14 protein-coding genes are annotated in these 16,189 nt (G+C 60.9%); 8 read left to right on the top strand and 6 right to left on the bottom strand.

The features are described from left to right. Positions 1-70: 70 nt before the first annotated feature. The 6 genes from ACP15N_RS04965 to ACP15N_RS04940 form a co-directional block, all read right to left on the bottom strand. On the bottom strand, positions 71-1,717 hold the full coding sequence (locus ACP15N_RS04965) for a hypothetical protein (protein WP_425091108.1): 1,647 nt from the start codon (positions 1,715-1,717) through the stop codon (positions 71-73). Between the two features lie 222 nt (positions 1,718-1,939). Then, a complete protein-coding gene (locus ACP15N_RS04960) occupies positions 1,940-2,731 on the bottom strand; it encodes a citryl-CoA lyase (protein ID WP_425091107.1) in 792 nt (263 codons plus the stop codon). Beyond that, entirely contained in the window at positions 2,728-3,930 is a 1,203-nt protein-coding gene (locus ACP15N_RS04955; protein WP_425091106.1) for a CaiB/BaiF CoA transferase family protein, read from the bottom strand. The genes ACP15N_RS04960 and ACP15N_RS04955 overlap by 4 nt, the downstream gene beginning before the upstream one ends. Positions 3,931-3,963: 33 nt before the next feature. Next, complete coding sequence (locus ACP15N_RS04950; protein ID WP_425091105.1) at positions 3,964-5,487, bottom strand: tripartite tricarboxylate transporter permease; 1,524 nt, start codon at positions 5,485-5,487, stop codon at positions 3,964-3,966. 3 nt (positions 5,488-5,490) lie between these two features. Continuing rightward, positions 5,491-5,988, bottom strand: coding sequence for a tripartite tricarboxylate transporter TctB family protein (locus ACP15N_RS04945; RefSeq protein ID WP_425091104.1), 498 nt, complete (start codon positions 5,986-5,988; stop codon positions 5,491-5,493). A 72-nt stretch (positions 5,989-6,060) separates the two neighbouring features. Continuing rightward, positions 6,061-7,044: a tripartite tricarboxylate transporter substrate binding protein gene (locus ACP15N_RS04940; RefSeq protein WP_425091103.1), complete on the bottom strand. Its 984-nt coding sequence runs from the start codon at positions 7,042-7,044 to the stop codon at positions 6,061-6,063. Between the two features lie 143 nt (positions 7,045-7,187). Between ACP15N_RS04940 and ACP15N_RS04935 the strand changes: the two genes are divergently transcribed. The 8 genes from ACP15N_RS04935 (at position 7,188) to ACP15N_RS04900 (ending at position 16,042) form a co-directional block, all read left to right on the top strand. Beyond that, complete coding sequence (locus ACP15N_RS04935; RefSeq protein WP_425091102.1) at positions 7,188-7,850, top strand: response regulator transcription factor; 663 nt, start codon at positions 7,188-7,190, stop codon at positions 7,848-7,850. Further along, a complete protein-coding gene (locus ACP15N_RS04930) occupies positions 7,847-9,241 on the top strand; it encodes a sensor histidine kinase (protein WP_425091101.1) in 1,395 nt (464 codons plus the stop codon). The genes ACP15N_RS04935 and ACP15N_RS04930 overlap by 4 nt, the downstream gene beginning before the upstream one ends. Continuing rightward, positions 9,211-10,245 carry an extracellular solute-binding protein gene (locus ACP15N_RS04925; RefSeq protein ID WP_425091100.1) on the top strand — a complete coding sequence of 345 codons (1,035 nt, stop codon included), beginning with the start codon at positions 9,211-9,213 and terminating at the stop codon, positions 10,243-10,245. Before ACP15N_RS04930 ends, ACP15N_RS04925 begins: the two co-directional genes overlap by 31 nt. A 179-nt stretch (positions 10,246-10,424) precedes the next feature. After that, positions 10,425-11,648, top strand: a complete 1,224-nt coding sequence (locus ACP15N_RS04920) for an HlyD family efflux transporter periplasmic adaptor subunit (RefSeq protein WP_425091099.1) — start codon at positions 10,425-10,427, stop codon at positions 11,646-11,648. Then, a complete protein-coding gene (devC, locus tag ACP15N_RS04915) occupies positions 11,645-12,820 on the top strand; it encodes an ABC transporter permease DevC (protein WP_425091098.1) in 1,176 nt (391 codons plus the stop codon). The genes ACP15N_RS04920 and devC overlap by 4 nt, the downstream gene beginning before the upstream one ends. Continuing rightward, a complete protein-coding gene (locus tag ACP15N_RS04910) occupies positions 12,820-13,536 on the top strand; it encodes an ATP-binding cassette domain-containing protein (RefSeq protein WP_425091097.1) in 717 nt (238 codons plus the stop codon). The genes devC and ACP15N_RS04910 overlap by 1 nt, the downstream gene beginning before the upstream one ends. Before the next feature lie 524 nt (positions 13,537-14,060). After that, positions 14,061-14,594, top strand: coding sequence for a hypothetical protein (locus tag ACP15N_RS04905; RefSeq protein WP_425091096.1), 534 nt, complete (start codon positions 14,061-14,063; stop codon positions 14,592-14,594). 779 nt (positions 14,595-15,373) lie between these two features. After that, on the top strand, positions 15,374-16,042 hold the full coding sequence (locus ACP15N_RS04900) for an SOS response-associated peptidase (RefSeq protein ID WP_425091095.1): 669 nt from the start codon (positions 15,374-15,376) through the stop codon (positions 16,040-16,042). Positions 16,043-16,189 lie beyond the last annotated feature (147 nt).

Genomic DNA, 16,189 nt, shown 5'->3' with positions numbered 1-16,189 from the left:
GGCCCCTTCGGGCCGGACCGTCTTGTACCAAGGCTCCGCATCCTGTGATGCGGGGCCTTTCTTGTGCGCTTTACTGTGCGGCGTGGGCCTGCCGCGGTTCGGGATTGTGGATCACGACTTGCTGGAACGGGATCTCCCATCCATGCCGGGTGGCCAAGCGCACAAGGCAGCGCGCCAATTCGCGCTCCAACTCTTCGAACCGGTGGGCCGCAGAGCCTGCGACATCAATCTCGACCTCATAGTCCAGAGATGACGCCCCCGCGCGCAGGAACTCCACATCGACGTTGCGCAACTCGTCAGGACCCAGCAGACGCGCGAAATGCGCGGCGACACCGTCGCGCAACTGTGTGATGATGGTGTCCGTTGACTGGTCCTGATGCTTGTAGGCAACGCCAAACTCCACCTCGACCCGGTACCCATGGGACAGGTTCACGGGGGTCGCGGCCAGATAGTCCGCAGTCTGGTAGGTGACGCGCGCGCCGCCCAACAACTCTACCACGACCATTTCAGGGGTCTGCGCGATAACCTGACCGGCATTGTCATCGGCCAGGCGGACCCAGTCGCCTTTTTCGGATGGAAACCAGGCTTCATCCTCGGCCGCGGGGCGCGAATGCATGCCGACCAGTTCACGCACGGGCAGGGTGAACTCTCCGCCATCGAGCGCCGGGTTCACGAGGTCCGTGAAAAAGCTCAGCCGCTGTACTTTGTAGGGCACATCGTTGAAGAGCACCCGCTCACCTTCCTGCACCGCGCCCAAGTTCAGAAGCACGGAGAGTTGTTCCAGCAGGCTGGGCAGCATCTTGAAAACGACCCAGACAGCCGCGATGAGCAGCAAGAGGGCAAGCCCCAGCAGAAGCCAGTCGTTGCGCATGTTGAACACCCAGATCATCGCGCCGAACGCCGCAATGAGCGAGAACACGGCAAACAGCACACCGCCAAGTCTCATGGCGAATGTTCGTTTCTCGATCCTTCGGGCAGCAACGCTGCGCCCGGCATAAGCCAACAGGCGCGTGGCAATCAGAACCCCGACAAAAGCGCCAAACCCCATGATCAGGCTGGTTCCGCGTTCCTGAAAGAAACCTTGAAAGGCCGAATTCACGTTCTGCCCGACCGGCCCGTTTTCGGTTTGCAGGTCAGTCAGCCGCTGGGTCAGGGCATCCACCTGCGTCTGGTGGGAGGCCTGGCGGTCCTGCCATAGTTCCGCATTCGCGTTCAGCCGCTCCAGCACGCTTGGATCACCTGCGCGGTCCAGAGCAGCTTCGATGTTCGTCAGTGCCAGGTTGGCACTCGCAAGACGCTGGTTTGCGATATCCAGATCGCGGCGCGTGCGCTCCTGGGCGCGGGCCTCGTTGGTGGCCTGGTTGAGCAAAAGCACAAACGGCTCCACAAGTTGCTGAAGCTCGGCGTTCAGGTCAAACTCTGCTTCGTCCAGTGCCCGGTAGCCTTCTTCGGACACGCCCGTCACCAGCACTGAAATCTGTTCCTGAACGTCGCTCAACTCGCGGTTCAGATCTTCGAGTTCCTCTGCAGTGTCCTCGCTCTGCTCGCGTGACCCATCGCCCGCAAGCTCCGCAATCCGGGTCTTCAGATCAGTTTCCAGTTCAACGAGAGGCCGCAAGATGTCGAGGGTGTTTTGCGCCCGTTCGACCAGTTCGATGGCAGCAGTCCTGTCGTTGGCAGCCTCCTGCGCCATTGTCTGCGGAGCCGACAACAGCATAAAAACCGCGACCCCCACCGAACCAAATCTAGCCCAAGTCGTCATCATCGATCTTCCCTGAGTTTCTGCCGCCCAAGCGGGGTTTTCTATCAGGTCGTTGTGGTTGTCGCTGTGGTCAAGCTGCAATCTGCATCTCACATAGGATCGAAGAGAACCGGGTTGCCTCCAAGTGGCGCCCGCACGCTTCGTCCGAGGACCGTTCGCGCCGCTCGGAAGACGCGGCTAGTCTGCCGTATTCGGCCCGTCATAGGTCCAGCGATAGCCAGGCGGTGTTGGACCCTTGTTGCGACCGCCTTGCTCCATCTGCTCCCACGCGTGGGCAAGGATGCCAACGGATCGTGACAGGCAGAACAGTCCGCGTGCAACGGGCGGAGGGCATCCAAGCTCCGCGAAGATCACAGCCGTTGCGCCGTCGATGTTCATGGGCACTGGTTTTGAGCGTTCAAGCGCGAGATGTGCCTCGACCGCCCGACCGATCTCTGCAAAACGACCCGAAACATGCCCCTCGGTCGCGGCAGCGTCTACCAGCGCCAGCAAGCGCGGGGCGCGTGGGTCTACAGGTTTGTGAAACCGGTGCCCGAAGCCCGGAAGATAGCGACCATGGTCCGCGCGCCAGGCATCAAGGGTCCGTGCAAGCATCTCCGGGCCAGCCTGTGCAATGGCCGCATACATGGCGACCGCCTGTTCTCCGGCTCCGCCATGGATATCGCCCAGCATGTTCACCCCGTTCGCCATGGCGTTGTTGAGCCCGACCCCGCAGGTCGCGGCCATGCGTGCCGCAGCGATCGAAGGGGCTTGCGGGCCATGGTCAACGGCTGCCACGAGCGCAGCTTCGAGCAGGGTCGCCCTGGCTGGCTCAAGCTTCTGCCCCATGACCATCCACCAGATCATCTGCGGAAAACTCGTCGTTCCGATCATGTCTTCGATCGGACGGCCCCGAAACGCGATCCGGCCGGGCTCCATGTCGATGATCGCGGTCTTCCACCAGTCGGAGACATCCCGGCCTTCGGTCATTGTACTGCCCTTTCGGCTTTCATCAGTGCAATCTCGTCTGCATCGTATCCCAGATCGGTCAGAATTTCGTCGGTGTCGGCGCCAAGGGTGGGCGGACCAGCCTCAACGCCCGGGCGTTCGCCATCGACCATGAAGCCCGTACGGACAACTTTGACCGGGCGGTCCACGTCCGGAACCTCTGCATATTGCGCAAGAAAATCGCGCGATGTGATTTGCGGGTGGCTCAAGATTTCGGATACGCCCAGAACTGGGCCTGCAGGGACGCCGATCTCGTTCAAGGCGCGCGCCCAGTCGCGGGCCGTACCGGTGCGCAACACCGACTCCAGTTCCGACTTCAGAGCCACACGGTTCCGCTTGCGATCTTCGCGCGTGGCATAATCCGGATGTTCCAGCAAATCCGCGCGTTTCAGGTGACGGGCCAGAGCATACCACTGCTCGTCCTTGTTGGCAGCGATGTTCAACAGGCCGTCCGCGCACTGGAATGTCCCGGATGGGGCTGAGGTCGGATTCTCGTTCCCGTGCGCCTGTGGTGGTGCGTCGGCTATCAGGTGATTAGAGACGACCCACCCCATGGTCGCCAGCAACGACTCCATCATCGACACGTCGATGAATTGCCCCCGCTTGGGTGCGTTCAGGGCCGCACAGATCGCCATGGCCGCTGTCAGGCCCCCGACCGTGTCGGCCAGGGGATAGCCGACGCGCAAGGGGGCGGTGGCGCTGTCCCCGGTGATCGACATCACACCTGAAGCCCCCTGAATGATCTGGTCATAGGCCGGTCGCTTCACCCACGGGCCGGTCTGCCCGTAGCCAGAGATCGCGCAATAGATCAGGTTCGGTTGCGCTTCGCGCAGCGTTTCGTAGTCGAGGTCCAGTCGCGCCATGACACCGGGGCGAAAGTTTTCCACCAGAACATCCGCGGTTTTTACAAGGCGCAGGAACGCGGCTTTGCCCTCCGGGTGTTTGAGGTTCAGCGCGATGGAGCGTTTGCCTGCATTCTGGGCCAGAAAACTGACCCCCATGCCCTTGGCTGACAACTCGGGATCCGCGCCGAGGTTGCGGGCCAGATCACCGCGCCCGACGGCCTCCACCTTGATCACCTCCGCACCGAGATGGGCAAGCTGGTGGCAGGCAAACGGGCCGGCAAGAACGTTTGTCAGGTCCAGCACGCGAATGCCGGACAGGCTTGCCGCAGGTGTCATCCGGTCGGTCGCTTGGGTGGCCTTGTGCGCCGATTAATCGCCATCGGCAACTCCCTCGGCCCGCTTTCGGGCGCGCCGCGCGCGGTAGCTCGGCAGCAGCACCAGCAGCAACGCCAGAACCAGCAGGCCAAGCGTCATGGGGCGTTCCAGAATGAAACCCAGACCGCGATAGAGCTGCATGGAGCGGGCAAAGTTATCCTCCAGCATCGTGCCGAGGATGAACCCGATCAGCAGTGGCGCAAGCGGGTAGTCCGCAAACCGGAAAATCGTCGCCATCACCCCGAGCCCGACCAGCAACAGAAGTTCGGTGGCGTTGTTCTGCCCGATATAGGCCCCCATCAGGGTAAAGAACAAAATGAACGGGATGAGGTATTCACGTGGAATTGCGAGGATTTTCGCGATGTACGGGATCAGCGGCAGGTTCAGGATCAACAGCACCAGGTTGCCGATGAACATCGAGATGATGACCGCCCAGAAGATTTCGGGCGTGTCGACCATCAGGCGCGGCCCCGGTGTGACGTTGAGGGCAATAAGGGCCCCCAGCAGGATCGCCGTGGTGCCTGATCCGGGGATGCCAAGCGTCAGAAGCGGGACGAACGATCCGGTGCAGGCCGCGTTATTTGCGGTCTCTGGCGCAGCAAGGCCCTTGACGGAGCCTTTGCCGAACTCTGCCTGTTCGTCGCCCTTGGCGATGTTGCGTTCCACCGCGTAGCCGAGGAAGGACGCAATGGTGGCGCCCGCACCCGGCAGAACGCCGATGAAGAAGCCCTGCACGGACTGGCGCCCGATCACCGGGATCATGGATTTGCCCTCGGCGCGGGAAAACCGCAGGTTCGTAATCTTCTTGCTATCCCCTTCGGACCCGCTGGCCCCGCGTGCCGGGTTAAGCACAAGAAACAAGGCCTCCGGCAGGGCGAACATCGCCATGGCAAGCGTGATGAAGCTGATGCCCGATTGCAGGTCCATCAGGCCCATCGTGAAGCGCGGCATGTTGAACAGCGCGCCTTCGCCGACGGTCGCCAGGATCAACCCCAGAAGCGTCATCATCAGAGCCTTGGCCACTTGTCCGGTGCCGGCAAAGGCCGCGATGGCGGACAGGCCCACGACCATCAGGGCGAAATACTCCGCCGAATGGAACAACAGCGCGACGGTGGACAGGGCAGGGGCAAAGATCATCAACAGGATCGCACCGATTGTCCCGCCTGCAAAACTGGACACGGCCGCAATGGTCAGCGCCTTGCCTGCCATGCCCTTGCGGGCCATCGGATAGCCATCGAAACTGGTGGCGACCGTTCCCGCGACCCCAGGCGCGTTCAGCAGGATCGACGAGGTCGAGCCGCCGAAAATCGCCCCGTAGTAGACGCCGGCCAGCAGGATCAGCGCCGCCGCCGGATCACCAAGCGTGATCGCCACCGGAATCATGATCGCAATAATGGACATCGGGCCAAGCCCGGGCAGCATGCCGATGAATGTGCCGATCAGACAGCCCGCAATCACCATCAGCAGGTTCTGGATTGAAAAAGCGGCCTGCAGGCCGATCAGAATGCCTTCGATCATCGCTCAGGCCCCCATGAAGAACGGAAAAGGCCGCAGGAAGATGCCAAGCACCTCCTGCACCAGGTACCAGACGAAACCGGTGGCAAGGGCGGCGACGGGGATCATGATGTGAAACTTGCGCTCGCCCAGGATCGTGCTGCCCGCGACCAGAAACACCGTCGTTGCCAGCAGGAAACCGGCGGGTCGAAGCATGAGCGCATAGGCGACCATCAGGCCGAGCAGCATCAGGGCCTGCCCGAGTTTATATTCATGCAGCTTGCGGTAGTTGATATCCGTTGCGCTTGGCGCGCTGTCATCCGCGTCAGACTTCTCGATGCCGAGCAGGACAATCAGGCCAACGATCACGCCAAGAATGGCCAGCACCTTGGGAAAGGTCGAAGGCCAGACCGGGTTGCGTTGCATGAACGGGGGGAGGAGTTGATCCATCGTGAAAAACGCGGCGTAGCCATAGATGCAGCAAAACGCCACGAAGATGAGCGCGATCCAGCGGTCGAGCGCCATGGTGTCCCCTCCCAGAAACAATCGTTATGAGCCGCCCCGCGCGATGGCGGGGCGGTCGTTATGTGAGTAGCTTCAGAGGAACCCGAGCGTCTTCATCAGGTCGCCAATGACCTTTTCCTGGTTCTCCAGGAAGGTCCGGAAATCCTCGCCGCTGTTGTGGATGTTGACCCAGCCGTTGCGCGCCCGAACCTCTTCCCAGGCTTCGGTGTCATACATCTGCGCCAGTGCATCCTGGAACTTGGCAACCTGCTCTTCCGGAACACCGGGGGCTGCGAAGAACCCGCGCCAGTTCACGAACGTGGTGTCGAGGCCCTGTTCCTTGAGCGTCGGTGCATCCGCGAAAGTATCGACACGTTCATCGGAGGTCACACCGAGGATGCGCACTTCACCTTGCTGAGCCAGCGCCACAGCTTCGGAGAAGCCGGTGGACAGCGCCTGGATTTCACCTGACAGCAGACCCGCCATCGCGGCCCCGCCCGCGTCATAGGGGATGTAGTTGAAGGCGGTCGGGTCTTCGCCGGCCGCCTGCATTGCCATCGCTGCCACAAGGTGATCCATGCCGCCCGGAACCGAGCCGCCGCCGATTGCGAAGCGCATGCCATCCTCGCGGTAGGCCGCCAACAGGTCGTCCATGGACTGGATATCGCTGTCGGTGTTCACGACGATGGCCGCGTAATCGCCGATGGTTCCGGCCACGAGGGTCAGGTCACGGAAGCTCTGCGGGAAAACGCCCGTGAGCGAGCGGATCACGATGGGGGTCGAGTTGACCATCAGCGTGTTCTGCAGCGAATCCGCGTTTTCGATCATGTGCGCGATGGCAACGCCGCCGCCGCCGCCGGACATGTTCTCGTAGCTGGCGGAACCCACGAGGCCTGCGTTGGTCAGCGCTTCGCCGGTTCCGCGCGCGGTGCCGTCCCAGCCGCCACCGGCACCGCCGGGGATGATGAAGTGCACTTCGTCCAGGACCTGATGGCCGCCGGAAAAGGTCGGATTTGCGAATGCGATCGTGGCGGCAGCCGCCGCCATCACGACCCGGCGGGTCATGGTGAATGTCATTGGTGTTCCTCCCGTTTGACAGGCGGTCCTCTGCCGCCCATGGTCTAGTTACCGCACGCCAAGCTGACACAAGCCTGACACGGCCTTGTGCAGGCTACAGCACGGATCGGGAAACGGCCACAGGCCTGCGGCGGGGAGGTTGCATGCGTTTTCTGCTGGTCGAGGACAATGCCGAACTGGGCGACGCGGTCGTCGCATGGTTGTCGATGGAGGGGCATGCGGTTGATCACGCCCTGACGCTTGCGGAGGCGCATGACTGGCTTGCCGTGGCGGAATACGATCTGATGTTGCTTGACGTGATGCTTCCCGATGGCGACGGACGGAGCTTCCTGCGCGAAACGCGCACGGCCGAGCGGTTGCCGGTCATCGTGCTGACCGCGCGCAGCCAGGTCGCCGACCGCGTCGATACGCTGGATCTGGGTGCAGATGACTATCTGACAAAACCATTTGATTTCGCTGAGTTGGAGGCCCGTTGCCGCGCGGTCTTGCGTAGGCGCGGCACCCCGGCCCCTGTCGTGATCCCGCTGGGTTCAGCGTTGTTTGATCCGTCCTCCGGAACACTGACCCAAGATGGTGAAAGCCAGCGCCTTCGTAATCGCGAACTGCGCCTGCTTGAGGTCTTTGCCCGCAACAAGGGGCAGATTCTGTCGAAGTCGCACCTGCTCGACCGGCTGTTTTCGCAAGACGCCGAAGTGACGGAAAATGCCATTGAAGTGTATGTCGGCCGCCTGCGCCGCCGGTTGCAGCAAGCGGGCGTTCAGATCGAAACCGTGCGCGGGGTCGGGTACCGGATGACCGCGCCATGACGCGGGCGGCCATCGGGCCGCGTCTGCGGCAATCCATCGGACAGCGCCTGACCCTTCTGCTTGCAGCGGTGGCGGCGGTCTTGGCGACGTTGTCATGGTGGACGGTCACGAGCTTCGCCTACGAGGCCGCCGAACGGACGCAAGACAACGTTCTTGTGGCCTCTGCCACCACCATCGCGGAGGCGTTGCGCAGCGAACAGGGCGAGATCCGGCTTGAGCTGCCCTATTCGGCGTTCGCCATGCTCGATGCCATCGGCGAGGATCGGGTTTTCTATCGGGTCGCCGCAGAGGGGGCGACCTTGACGGGATATGATGATCTGATCCCGCAGTCTTCACCCACTGGGCCTGGCGATGTCGCGGTCGATACCCTCAATTTCCGCCAGGACGTGGTTCGTGCAGTGACCGTGCGGCGGACCGTGTTGGCCGATCAGCAACCGGTGCCCGTGCTTGTCACGGTCGCCCAGACCCGCAGCGGGGTGGAGGCGATCGGATTGGGGCTGTCACGCACCGCCGCACTTTTGTCCGTCGCATTTTTCGTGCTCGCTGTTTTTCTGGGCGCGGTCGCGGCGCGCAGCTCCCTGCAACCTCTCAACAGTTTTGCGCAAGCCGTCGCGCGGCGCGGCCCGTCAGATTTGCGGCCACTTGAGCGCCGCGTGCCGGATGAGCTTGCGCCTCTGCTGGCTGCCCTGAACCGTCTGATGGACCGGTTGGGGTTGTCCATTCGGCGATCCGAGGAATTTATCGCGGAGGCAGCGCACCGTATCCGGACACCTCTTGCGACCGTGCGCGCGCAGGCCGAGTTGGCGCTGCATTCGGTGGAAAAAGACAGCGAAAAAAAGATGCTTCGGCAAATGATCCGCGCGGTCGACGAAAGCTCACGCTCGGCCAGCCAGCTGCTGGATCATGCGACGGTCAGCCTGCGCGCGGATGCTCTGGCGCAAGACCCCATAGATCTGGCAGAGCTTGCAGCGCGTGTGACCGGCGCGCTTCAGCCGACAGCGGAGATGAAGGACATCACCCTGCGGCTGCACGCCACCAGCCCGGCGCTGGTGCGAGGAGATGCCATCTTGTTGGAAAGCGCGCTCCGAAACGTGTTGGACAATTCGGTGAAGTATTCAGCCGAGGAAACCGAAGTCGCGGTCACGCTTGAGCCCGACGCCGGCACATGGCGGCTTACCGTGCGCGATCATGGACGGGGGTTCTCCGACGAGCCGCTGCCCGAACTGACCGTGCGCTTCAAACGCGGGCGCAACGCCACGAAGATCGTTGGGTCGGGTCTGGGACTGACGATCGCGGAAGAGGCGCTGCATGCCCACGGCGGTCGGTTGGAATTGTCCACCCCTGAGGATGGAGACGGCGCATGCGTTTCGCTCATCTTGCCCGCTGCCTGATTGCCGTTCTTGCGGCGACCCTGGGTGCCGGGGCGCTTCCGGCTCTGGAGATCGAGGACCGTAAGCTCTATCCCGGCATAAGTGATGACGTGATCCGGGTCATCTCGACTGCGGACCTTGCGGTTTTCGAACCGTTCATCCTGCGGTTTCAATCCGAACACCCCCGGATCAGCATCGATTACACGGTCGCATCAAGCGCGCAGTTGCATGCTGCGATCCGCAACGGAGCGACCTTCGACGTGGCGATCTCGTCCGCGATGGATCTGCAGTTCCAGCTTGCAAATGACGGCGGGGCACAAGCCTATCGGTCCTCTGTGACAGAAGCCTTGCCATCCTGGGCGCGGTGGCGGGATCAACTCTTTGCCTTCACCGTAGAGCCTGCGGTGACCGTGATATCTCGTGCGCGTTTCGAAGCGCTGGAGCGCCCAAAGACCCGGCAGGAACTGATTGCCCTGCTTCGTCAGCATCCGGAGGTTTTTGACAGCGCCATCGGCACTTACGATGTCCGGGTCAGTGGTCTCGGCTATCTGTTCGCGACGCAGGAGGCGCGGAATTCGGACACTTTCTGGCGGTTGTCGGAACTGCTTGGGCGCCGGAATGCGCAGCTCTATTGTTGTTCGGCCGAAATGATTGATGCGGTGGCCGCAGGGCGACTTGCTTTGGCCTATAACGTTCTGGGCTCCTACGCTGAGGAACGCATCGCCCGGGATGACCGTCTGGAGATCCTGGAGCTTGAGGATTACGCGACTGCCATGCTGCGCACGGTTCTGATACCCGTCACGGCAACAGACGTGGATGCCGCCGCCCTGTTTGTGGACCGGCTCCTGCAAGAGGGTTTGCGCCGGACGACCAGCGATTGGGTTCTGCCGCCCCTCGGTGCAGCCGCACAGCCCGAAGCCAAGGCTTACGGCCCGATCCGGCTTGGTCCTGCCTTGCTCGTATATCTCGACAAGTTAAATCGGGAAGCCTTTCTCGGAGCATGGAGCGACGCCTTGGTGCAGTGACATGCGCGGTGGGGCGGGTCATTGCCACCGGGGCCCGACGCATCAAAACTGCAGGAATTCTTACGATCATTTGACCGTCCGCACGGCGGGTTTCCAAAAGAAACCCATCGGTGTCATTTGTCTCTCGAATATTAATGACATATGTGTCAGTAATAAGTCTAGTCCACCATGGCGGCCATATGAACAACACGGCGAAAGATCCCACCGATTTGCCTTTGATAGATAACGGCGCATCCGACATCGCAGACGGAGTGCGGCGCTCTTCGTTCCGGCCAGGGCGTGTGCTGCTGGCCTGCATACTCGTCCTGACGTTTTTCGCAGGCGGTGTGACGGGGCTTTATTTCCAGCCGCCCGGTTTGCAGGGCCTGTTTCGTGCAACCGGTCTGGAACCCGGAGGCGGTACAGATACGCCGATTGCCGTTGCCACACAGCAGGTTACACAGGGCGAAGAGGTTGCGGTCGTCAGCGAAGGCGATGTTGTTGCCCTTGGGCGGATCACCCCCCGCGGGGATGTTGTTACCGTCGCCCCCCCGTTCGGCGCGGGCGATGCGCGTATCAGCTCGTTCCGCGTCATCGAAGGCCAGACCGTGGAAGCCGGGCAAATTCTTGCGGTTCTCGACAGCCTGCAACAGTTCGAAGGACAACTGGAGACTGCGCGGGCCAATGTCGCGGTTGCGCAGGCCGCATTGGTCCAGACCGACGCTGCCGTTCGCGCCAGCCGAGACGAGGCGGAGGCGTCGTTGCAACGCGCCCTCGCGACCGAACGTGTGCAGTCCGAAGCACTGGCACGCACCACGTCACTGGTGGACCGTGGCGTGACGACCAAGGCGGTCCTGGACGCTGCTATCGCGCGGGCAACAGAAGCAACGCGCGACGTCGAGAAGGCGCGCGCGACCCTGTCGCGCTACGATGTAAACAGCGACGGCGTTCAGGCAGATATCGCCGTGGCACAGGCCAATCTTCTTGCGGCTCGTGCGCAGGTGACTCAAGCCGAACAGGATGTGGAGAAAGCTTACGTCCGCGCGCCGATCTCTGGCACGGTCCTGAGTATTGACGTGCAGGCGGGCGAACGCCCAGGCAATGATGGTGTCCTCGATCTTGGGGACACCACGCAGATGACGGTCGAGGCAGAAGTGTATCAGACCCTGATCGGGCGTGTCGCCGTCGGGGATCCGGTGACCGTCACCGCCCCGGCGATCCGTGGGGAACTGACCGGGCAGGTCACGGCCATCGGGTTGGAAATCGGCCGACAGTCGATCACCTCCGACGATCCGGCGGCAAACACGGATGCGCGCGTCGTCGATGTCATTGTGACGCTCGATGCCGGTTCCAGCGACAAGGCGCAGAGGTTGACCAACCTGCAAGTCGTCACGCGCATTGATGCTGGGCTTTTGGCGCAATGACGGCTTTGCTGACCGCGCTCTTTGGGCGTATGCCCATCGGATGGTTGCAGTTGTTACACAACCGGATGCGACTGGTTGCGGCCTTGGCAGGCGTGGCGTTCGCCAATCTTCTGGTTTTCGTGCAATTGGGCATCCTGGGCGCGCTCAACGGGACGACGATTGCGCCATATGCGCTTCTGAATGCTGATATCATGGTGTCCTCGTCCGATGCGAAAACGCTGACCGACGGCAGCAATATCGCGCGCCAACGCCTGTTTCAGGCACTTGGTGTCCCTGGGGTTGCAGACGGAACCCCTGTTTTCATCGCGAACTTGGACTGGCAGCGGCCGGATGGTACCACCTCGACCCTGCAATCTTTTGGTCTGCCCTCGGATGCGAAGGGCTTTCTGACTGCGCCGCTGGCTGACGTTTTCGGGACGCTTGTTCTGGAAGATACCGTCCTGCTCGACCGCCTGACGCGCGGCTTGCCGTCTGGCGCACTTCAGAACGTTTCCCCGGAAAAGCCCTTCGTGTTGGAGGCGAACGGCCGGACACTGTCGACCGTGGGCACACTGGAGGTCGGGGGCGGGTTTTCCGCTGATGGCACACTGTTTGCGTCTGATCAGACCTTCCTGCGCCTGTTTGCGAACCGCAGCTCCGGGGCGCCGAACCACATCCTTCTGAAGGTTCACGATGGGCTTGATCCACAGGTCGTTGTTGACCGACTGAGGCGCGCGCTACCGACGGACAGCGTGAAGGTGAACACTCTGTCCGCCGCCGCCGCCGCCGATCTGAGCTATCAGACCACCGAACGGCCCACCGGCATCATTTTCGGGTTTGGCGTACTCATCGGTGTTCTGGTCGGGATCGTGATCGTCTATCAGATCCTGTCTACGGATGTCGCCGACCACCTGAAGGAATATGCGACCTTCAAGGCCATGGGGTACGATCAGCGTTTCTTTCTCGGGATCATCTTCGAGGAGGCTGTCATCCTGGCCCTTCTTGGATTCGTGCCAGGGCTTCTGATCTCCATCGCGCTGTATGGTGGCATGTCGGCTGCCACGGGACTGCCGATGGAAATGGATGCTGTGCGTGCCGGTCTCGTTTTTCTGGGCACGGTGGTTGCCTGTATCGTTTCGGGTGCAATCGCTACGCGACGGTTGGCAGGCGCAGATCCTGCGGACCTTTTCTGATGCAGGTCGGCGGCAATGATCCCCCGATATCGGTCCTGGGGCTCGATCATTGGTTCGGCACCGGAGATGGCCGCAAGCAGGCAATCTGGGATGTGAACCTGACCGTGGCCAAAGGTAGCCTGACAGTCCTGATGGGACCCTCAGGGTCCGGCAAGACCACTGTGCTTACGCTGATGGGGTGCCTGCGCGAGGTGCAGAAAGGCAGTGTCCGCTTGCTGGGCGCGGAACTTAACGGCGCAAGCGCTGCGCAAGCCGTGGCGTTGCGCCGGCGTCTCGGGTTCATCTTTCAGGCCCACAACCTGCATGAAAGCCTGACCGCGACACAGAACGTTCTGATGGGGCTCGAAGTGCATGGGCGAGGCTGCGCTGCGCAACAGAGACGCGCTGCGCACCATGCCTTGAGCCTGGTCGGGCTTGCCGACCGGTTTGATTACCTGCCGTCGAACCTGTCGGGCGGACAAAAGCAGAGGGTTGCGGTGGCCCGGGCGCTGGTATCGAACCCGGAGATCGTCTTTGCCGACGAACCGACCGCCGCGCTCGATAGGGACTCGGGTCGAAATGTCGTGGAAATGCTCAAAGCGCTCGGGAGGGTGCGCGGAACAACAACCGTGATGGTGACGCATGACAACCGCGTTCTGGAGCTTGCCGACAGGATCGTAACGCTTGAGGAAGGTCGCATCGTCAACGACGACGGAGCAGGACCGGCCGCGCGATGAGGGCGCGCGCAGGTCAAGGGACCTTACGCGCTGGCGACAGGGTCGGGACTGCACGGAGTTGCATCACGGGTTTCGTGTCGTGAATTGCCGGTGATGTAGAGGACAGGCGACCTGAGCTGAAAGCAGCACACGATCCTCCCTAAACGGTGATGTCACATCAACAATCTAGGGGGGTTTCGTGGTAGCCCGTAGGGGACTCTCTGTGTAATTGTTAAAAGCAAACAAAAACAATGTTTTGAAGGGATGGTTGCTGATAATTTGTAATCAAAATTGTAACCAAAAATAGTAGCAAGCAGGGGTATTCAAAGAGGTCAACGACTTCATCACGGGCATGGCTCTGGCGATGTCGCTGGGCAGTATGGAACTGGGCCTAGCCTGAAAGTGAGGCAAGAAGCCGTGGAGAAGTTGAGCTTCGGGTTTCTGTAGCCTTATTGAAGCCGGTCTCCGCGCTTGGCAACCAGCGCCTTTCGGTGCACGGTAACTTAGACAAGGCTCCAGCTTTCATTGTTTCTAAGAGGACGACCATGGGATGGTTCAGAGAGCTGCTCAAAGAGAAGCCGCCATACCACGAGGAGTTTGCGAACAACCTCTATGAGGCGCTTGTCGTCAGCGGTGGGCCCGCCGAAGGTTCTGAAAACTACCTTGATGCTGAGGCTCTCGGTGTACCTCTGACTAAGCTGGACGGGTTCTCGGCAAAACGGCTGATAACCTTGGAGGCCTTCCTTTTTGCTGCAGTTGGTATGGAAACCGTATCTAAGGCTGAGGCGGAAGGTCAGGGCGATCAGGCGGAAGCACACAAGCTGCATCGAGCGATGGGTCGAGTGATCTGGCAGAAGTGGACAGAACGTGGGATTGTTTTCGATAACCAATACTCCACAGGAGACAAGTGCTACGAAGAGGTCGAGCAGGTGACTGAGAGCCCTGTGCAGTGGTCGAAGGACTGGCTCAGGGATTTCTTTGATGACCCAATGAAGGTGGAAGAGAACTGCGTTCGTTGGGCTGATCAGTGCCTCAAGGAACTGCACACAATGAGGCTGGTTGTTCGACAGAACCTTTGACGCAGGTCAGGCTCAGGCGACCCAAAAAAGGAGGAATTCACCGAATGCTCCTTCCTTTCTTATTGTTGCACATCCTCGATGCTCGGCACGCTGAACAACTCAGCTTCGATCTGCTGAACAGTTTGGAAGCGGATCGCGTCGAACTCTCGGTTCTGCTGACGTAGGAGCCCGGAGGCGTCCCGCTTGGCTTGCACCTCGAGTTCCTTGAGTTCCGGGAGTTCACTCTTGGCCTTCCGGCGGTACTGCGAGATCAGGGGCCGTGTTGACCGGGTATTCGACGGACACACTATCGCTGCCGGTGGCGCGAAGGACGCCTCAACGGACTCCATCCGTCCAAATACGATGAACCCGGCGGACAATCAGCGAAGAACTGAACGCGATCAGCTTATGGGGGGCAAGACGGTAACGTGCCGCCTCAACGGTCGAGAGCAAGTTGAAGGATAGTGTTGCGATCACAGGTTGTTCCTGAAATGTTCTCACTTTATGGGAAGCCGAAAACCACACCGATATGATATCATCGACCGCGAGTTCCCCGTGCGAATAACGGTCAAGGCTACGCCAGAAAAAAACGAGGCGACCCGCGTCTGGCTGCAAAAGCACGTCGGCAGCCACAACTATGCCAGCGCCCCCAAAACACTCTGGTCATCCACACGTGCAGTGAACATCTACTTTCGTGACTTGCACACCGCAGTGATGTTTGTCGCGGGTTGCCCCCATATCACCTTGATTGGCGAGAGATACGAAGGCCCAATGCGCTGAGGCGCAGCCAAAGGTGAACCATGTGCAATCTGTACTCGATGACAAAGGCTCAGGATGCGATCCGACAGCTTTTCGAAGGACTCAACGATTCCACCGGAAACCTTCCCTCTCTACCGGGGATCTACCCCGACCAGATGGCACCAGTTGTCCGACAGAAGGACGGAGGACCAGAGCTGACAATGATGCGATGGGGTATGCCTTCTCCGAAAAGCCGCCTTTCTGCCAGTGGACGCGATCCGGGGCTGACGAACATCAGGAACACCGCCTCCGGGCACTGGCGGCGTTGGCTAGGGCCAGAGAACAGGTGCGTGGTCCCGTTCACGAGTTTTTCTGAACCGGGCGTCTTGCCCGATATGAAGAAGGGTCCGATTTGGTTTGCGCTGGATGAAAGCCGTCCTCTGGCTTTCTTTGCGGGTATCTGGACGCGATGGACATCTATCAGGAAGGTGAAGGAGGGCGAAACCACAGACAATCTTTACGGCTTCCTGACGACCGATGCGAACGCGGTCGTGAAGCCCATCCACCCCAAAGCCATGCCGGTCATTCTGACGAACCAGGACGAGGTTCAAACATGGCTCCGCGCCCCCAAAGATGAGGCGCTGAGGCTTCAGAGGCCATTGCGAGATGATGGGTTGGAGATAGTGGCGCGGGGAGGCCGGTACGATGATGGCTATACAAGACCTAGTTAATCAGCATCCTTGTACTTCAGACGCAGCAGGTGGTCAGCCGAAGCCCAGAACCTCACTGACGCAACAAATTTCCGATCTAGATAATTGTGCTCTGGCTTGGATTATCAGCTTTACAGCAATAAGGCCCCGCAGGCGCTATGCTTTAGA

It is taken from the genome of Tropicimonas sp. S265A (assembly GCF_049800835.1).
GTDB lineage: Bacteria > Pseudomonadota > Alphaproteobacteria > Rhodobacterales > Rhodobacteraceae > Dinoroseobacter.
Note: the sequence above shows the minus strand (reverse complement) of the source record. Positions and strands in the feature narration are given on the sequence as shown.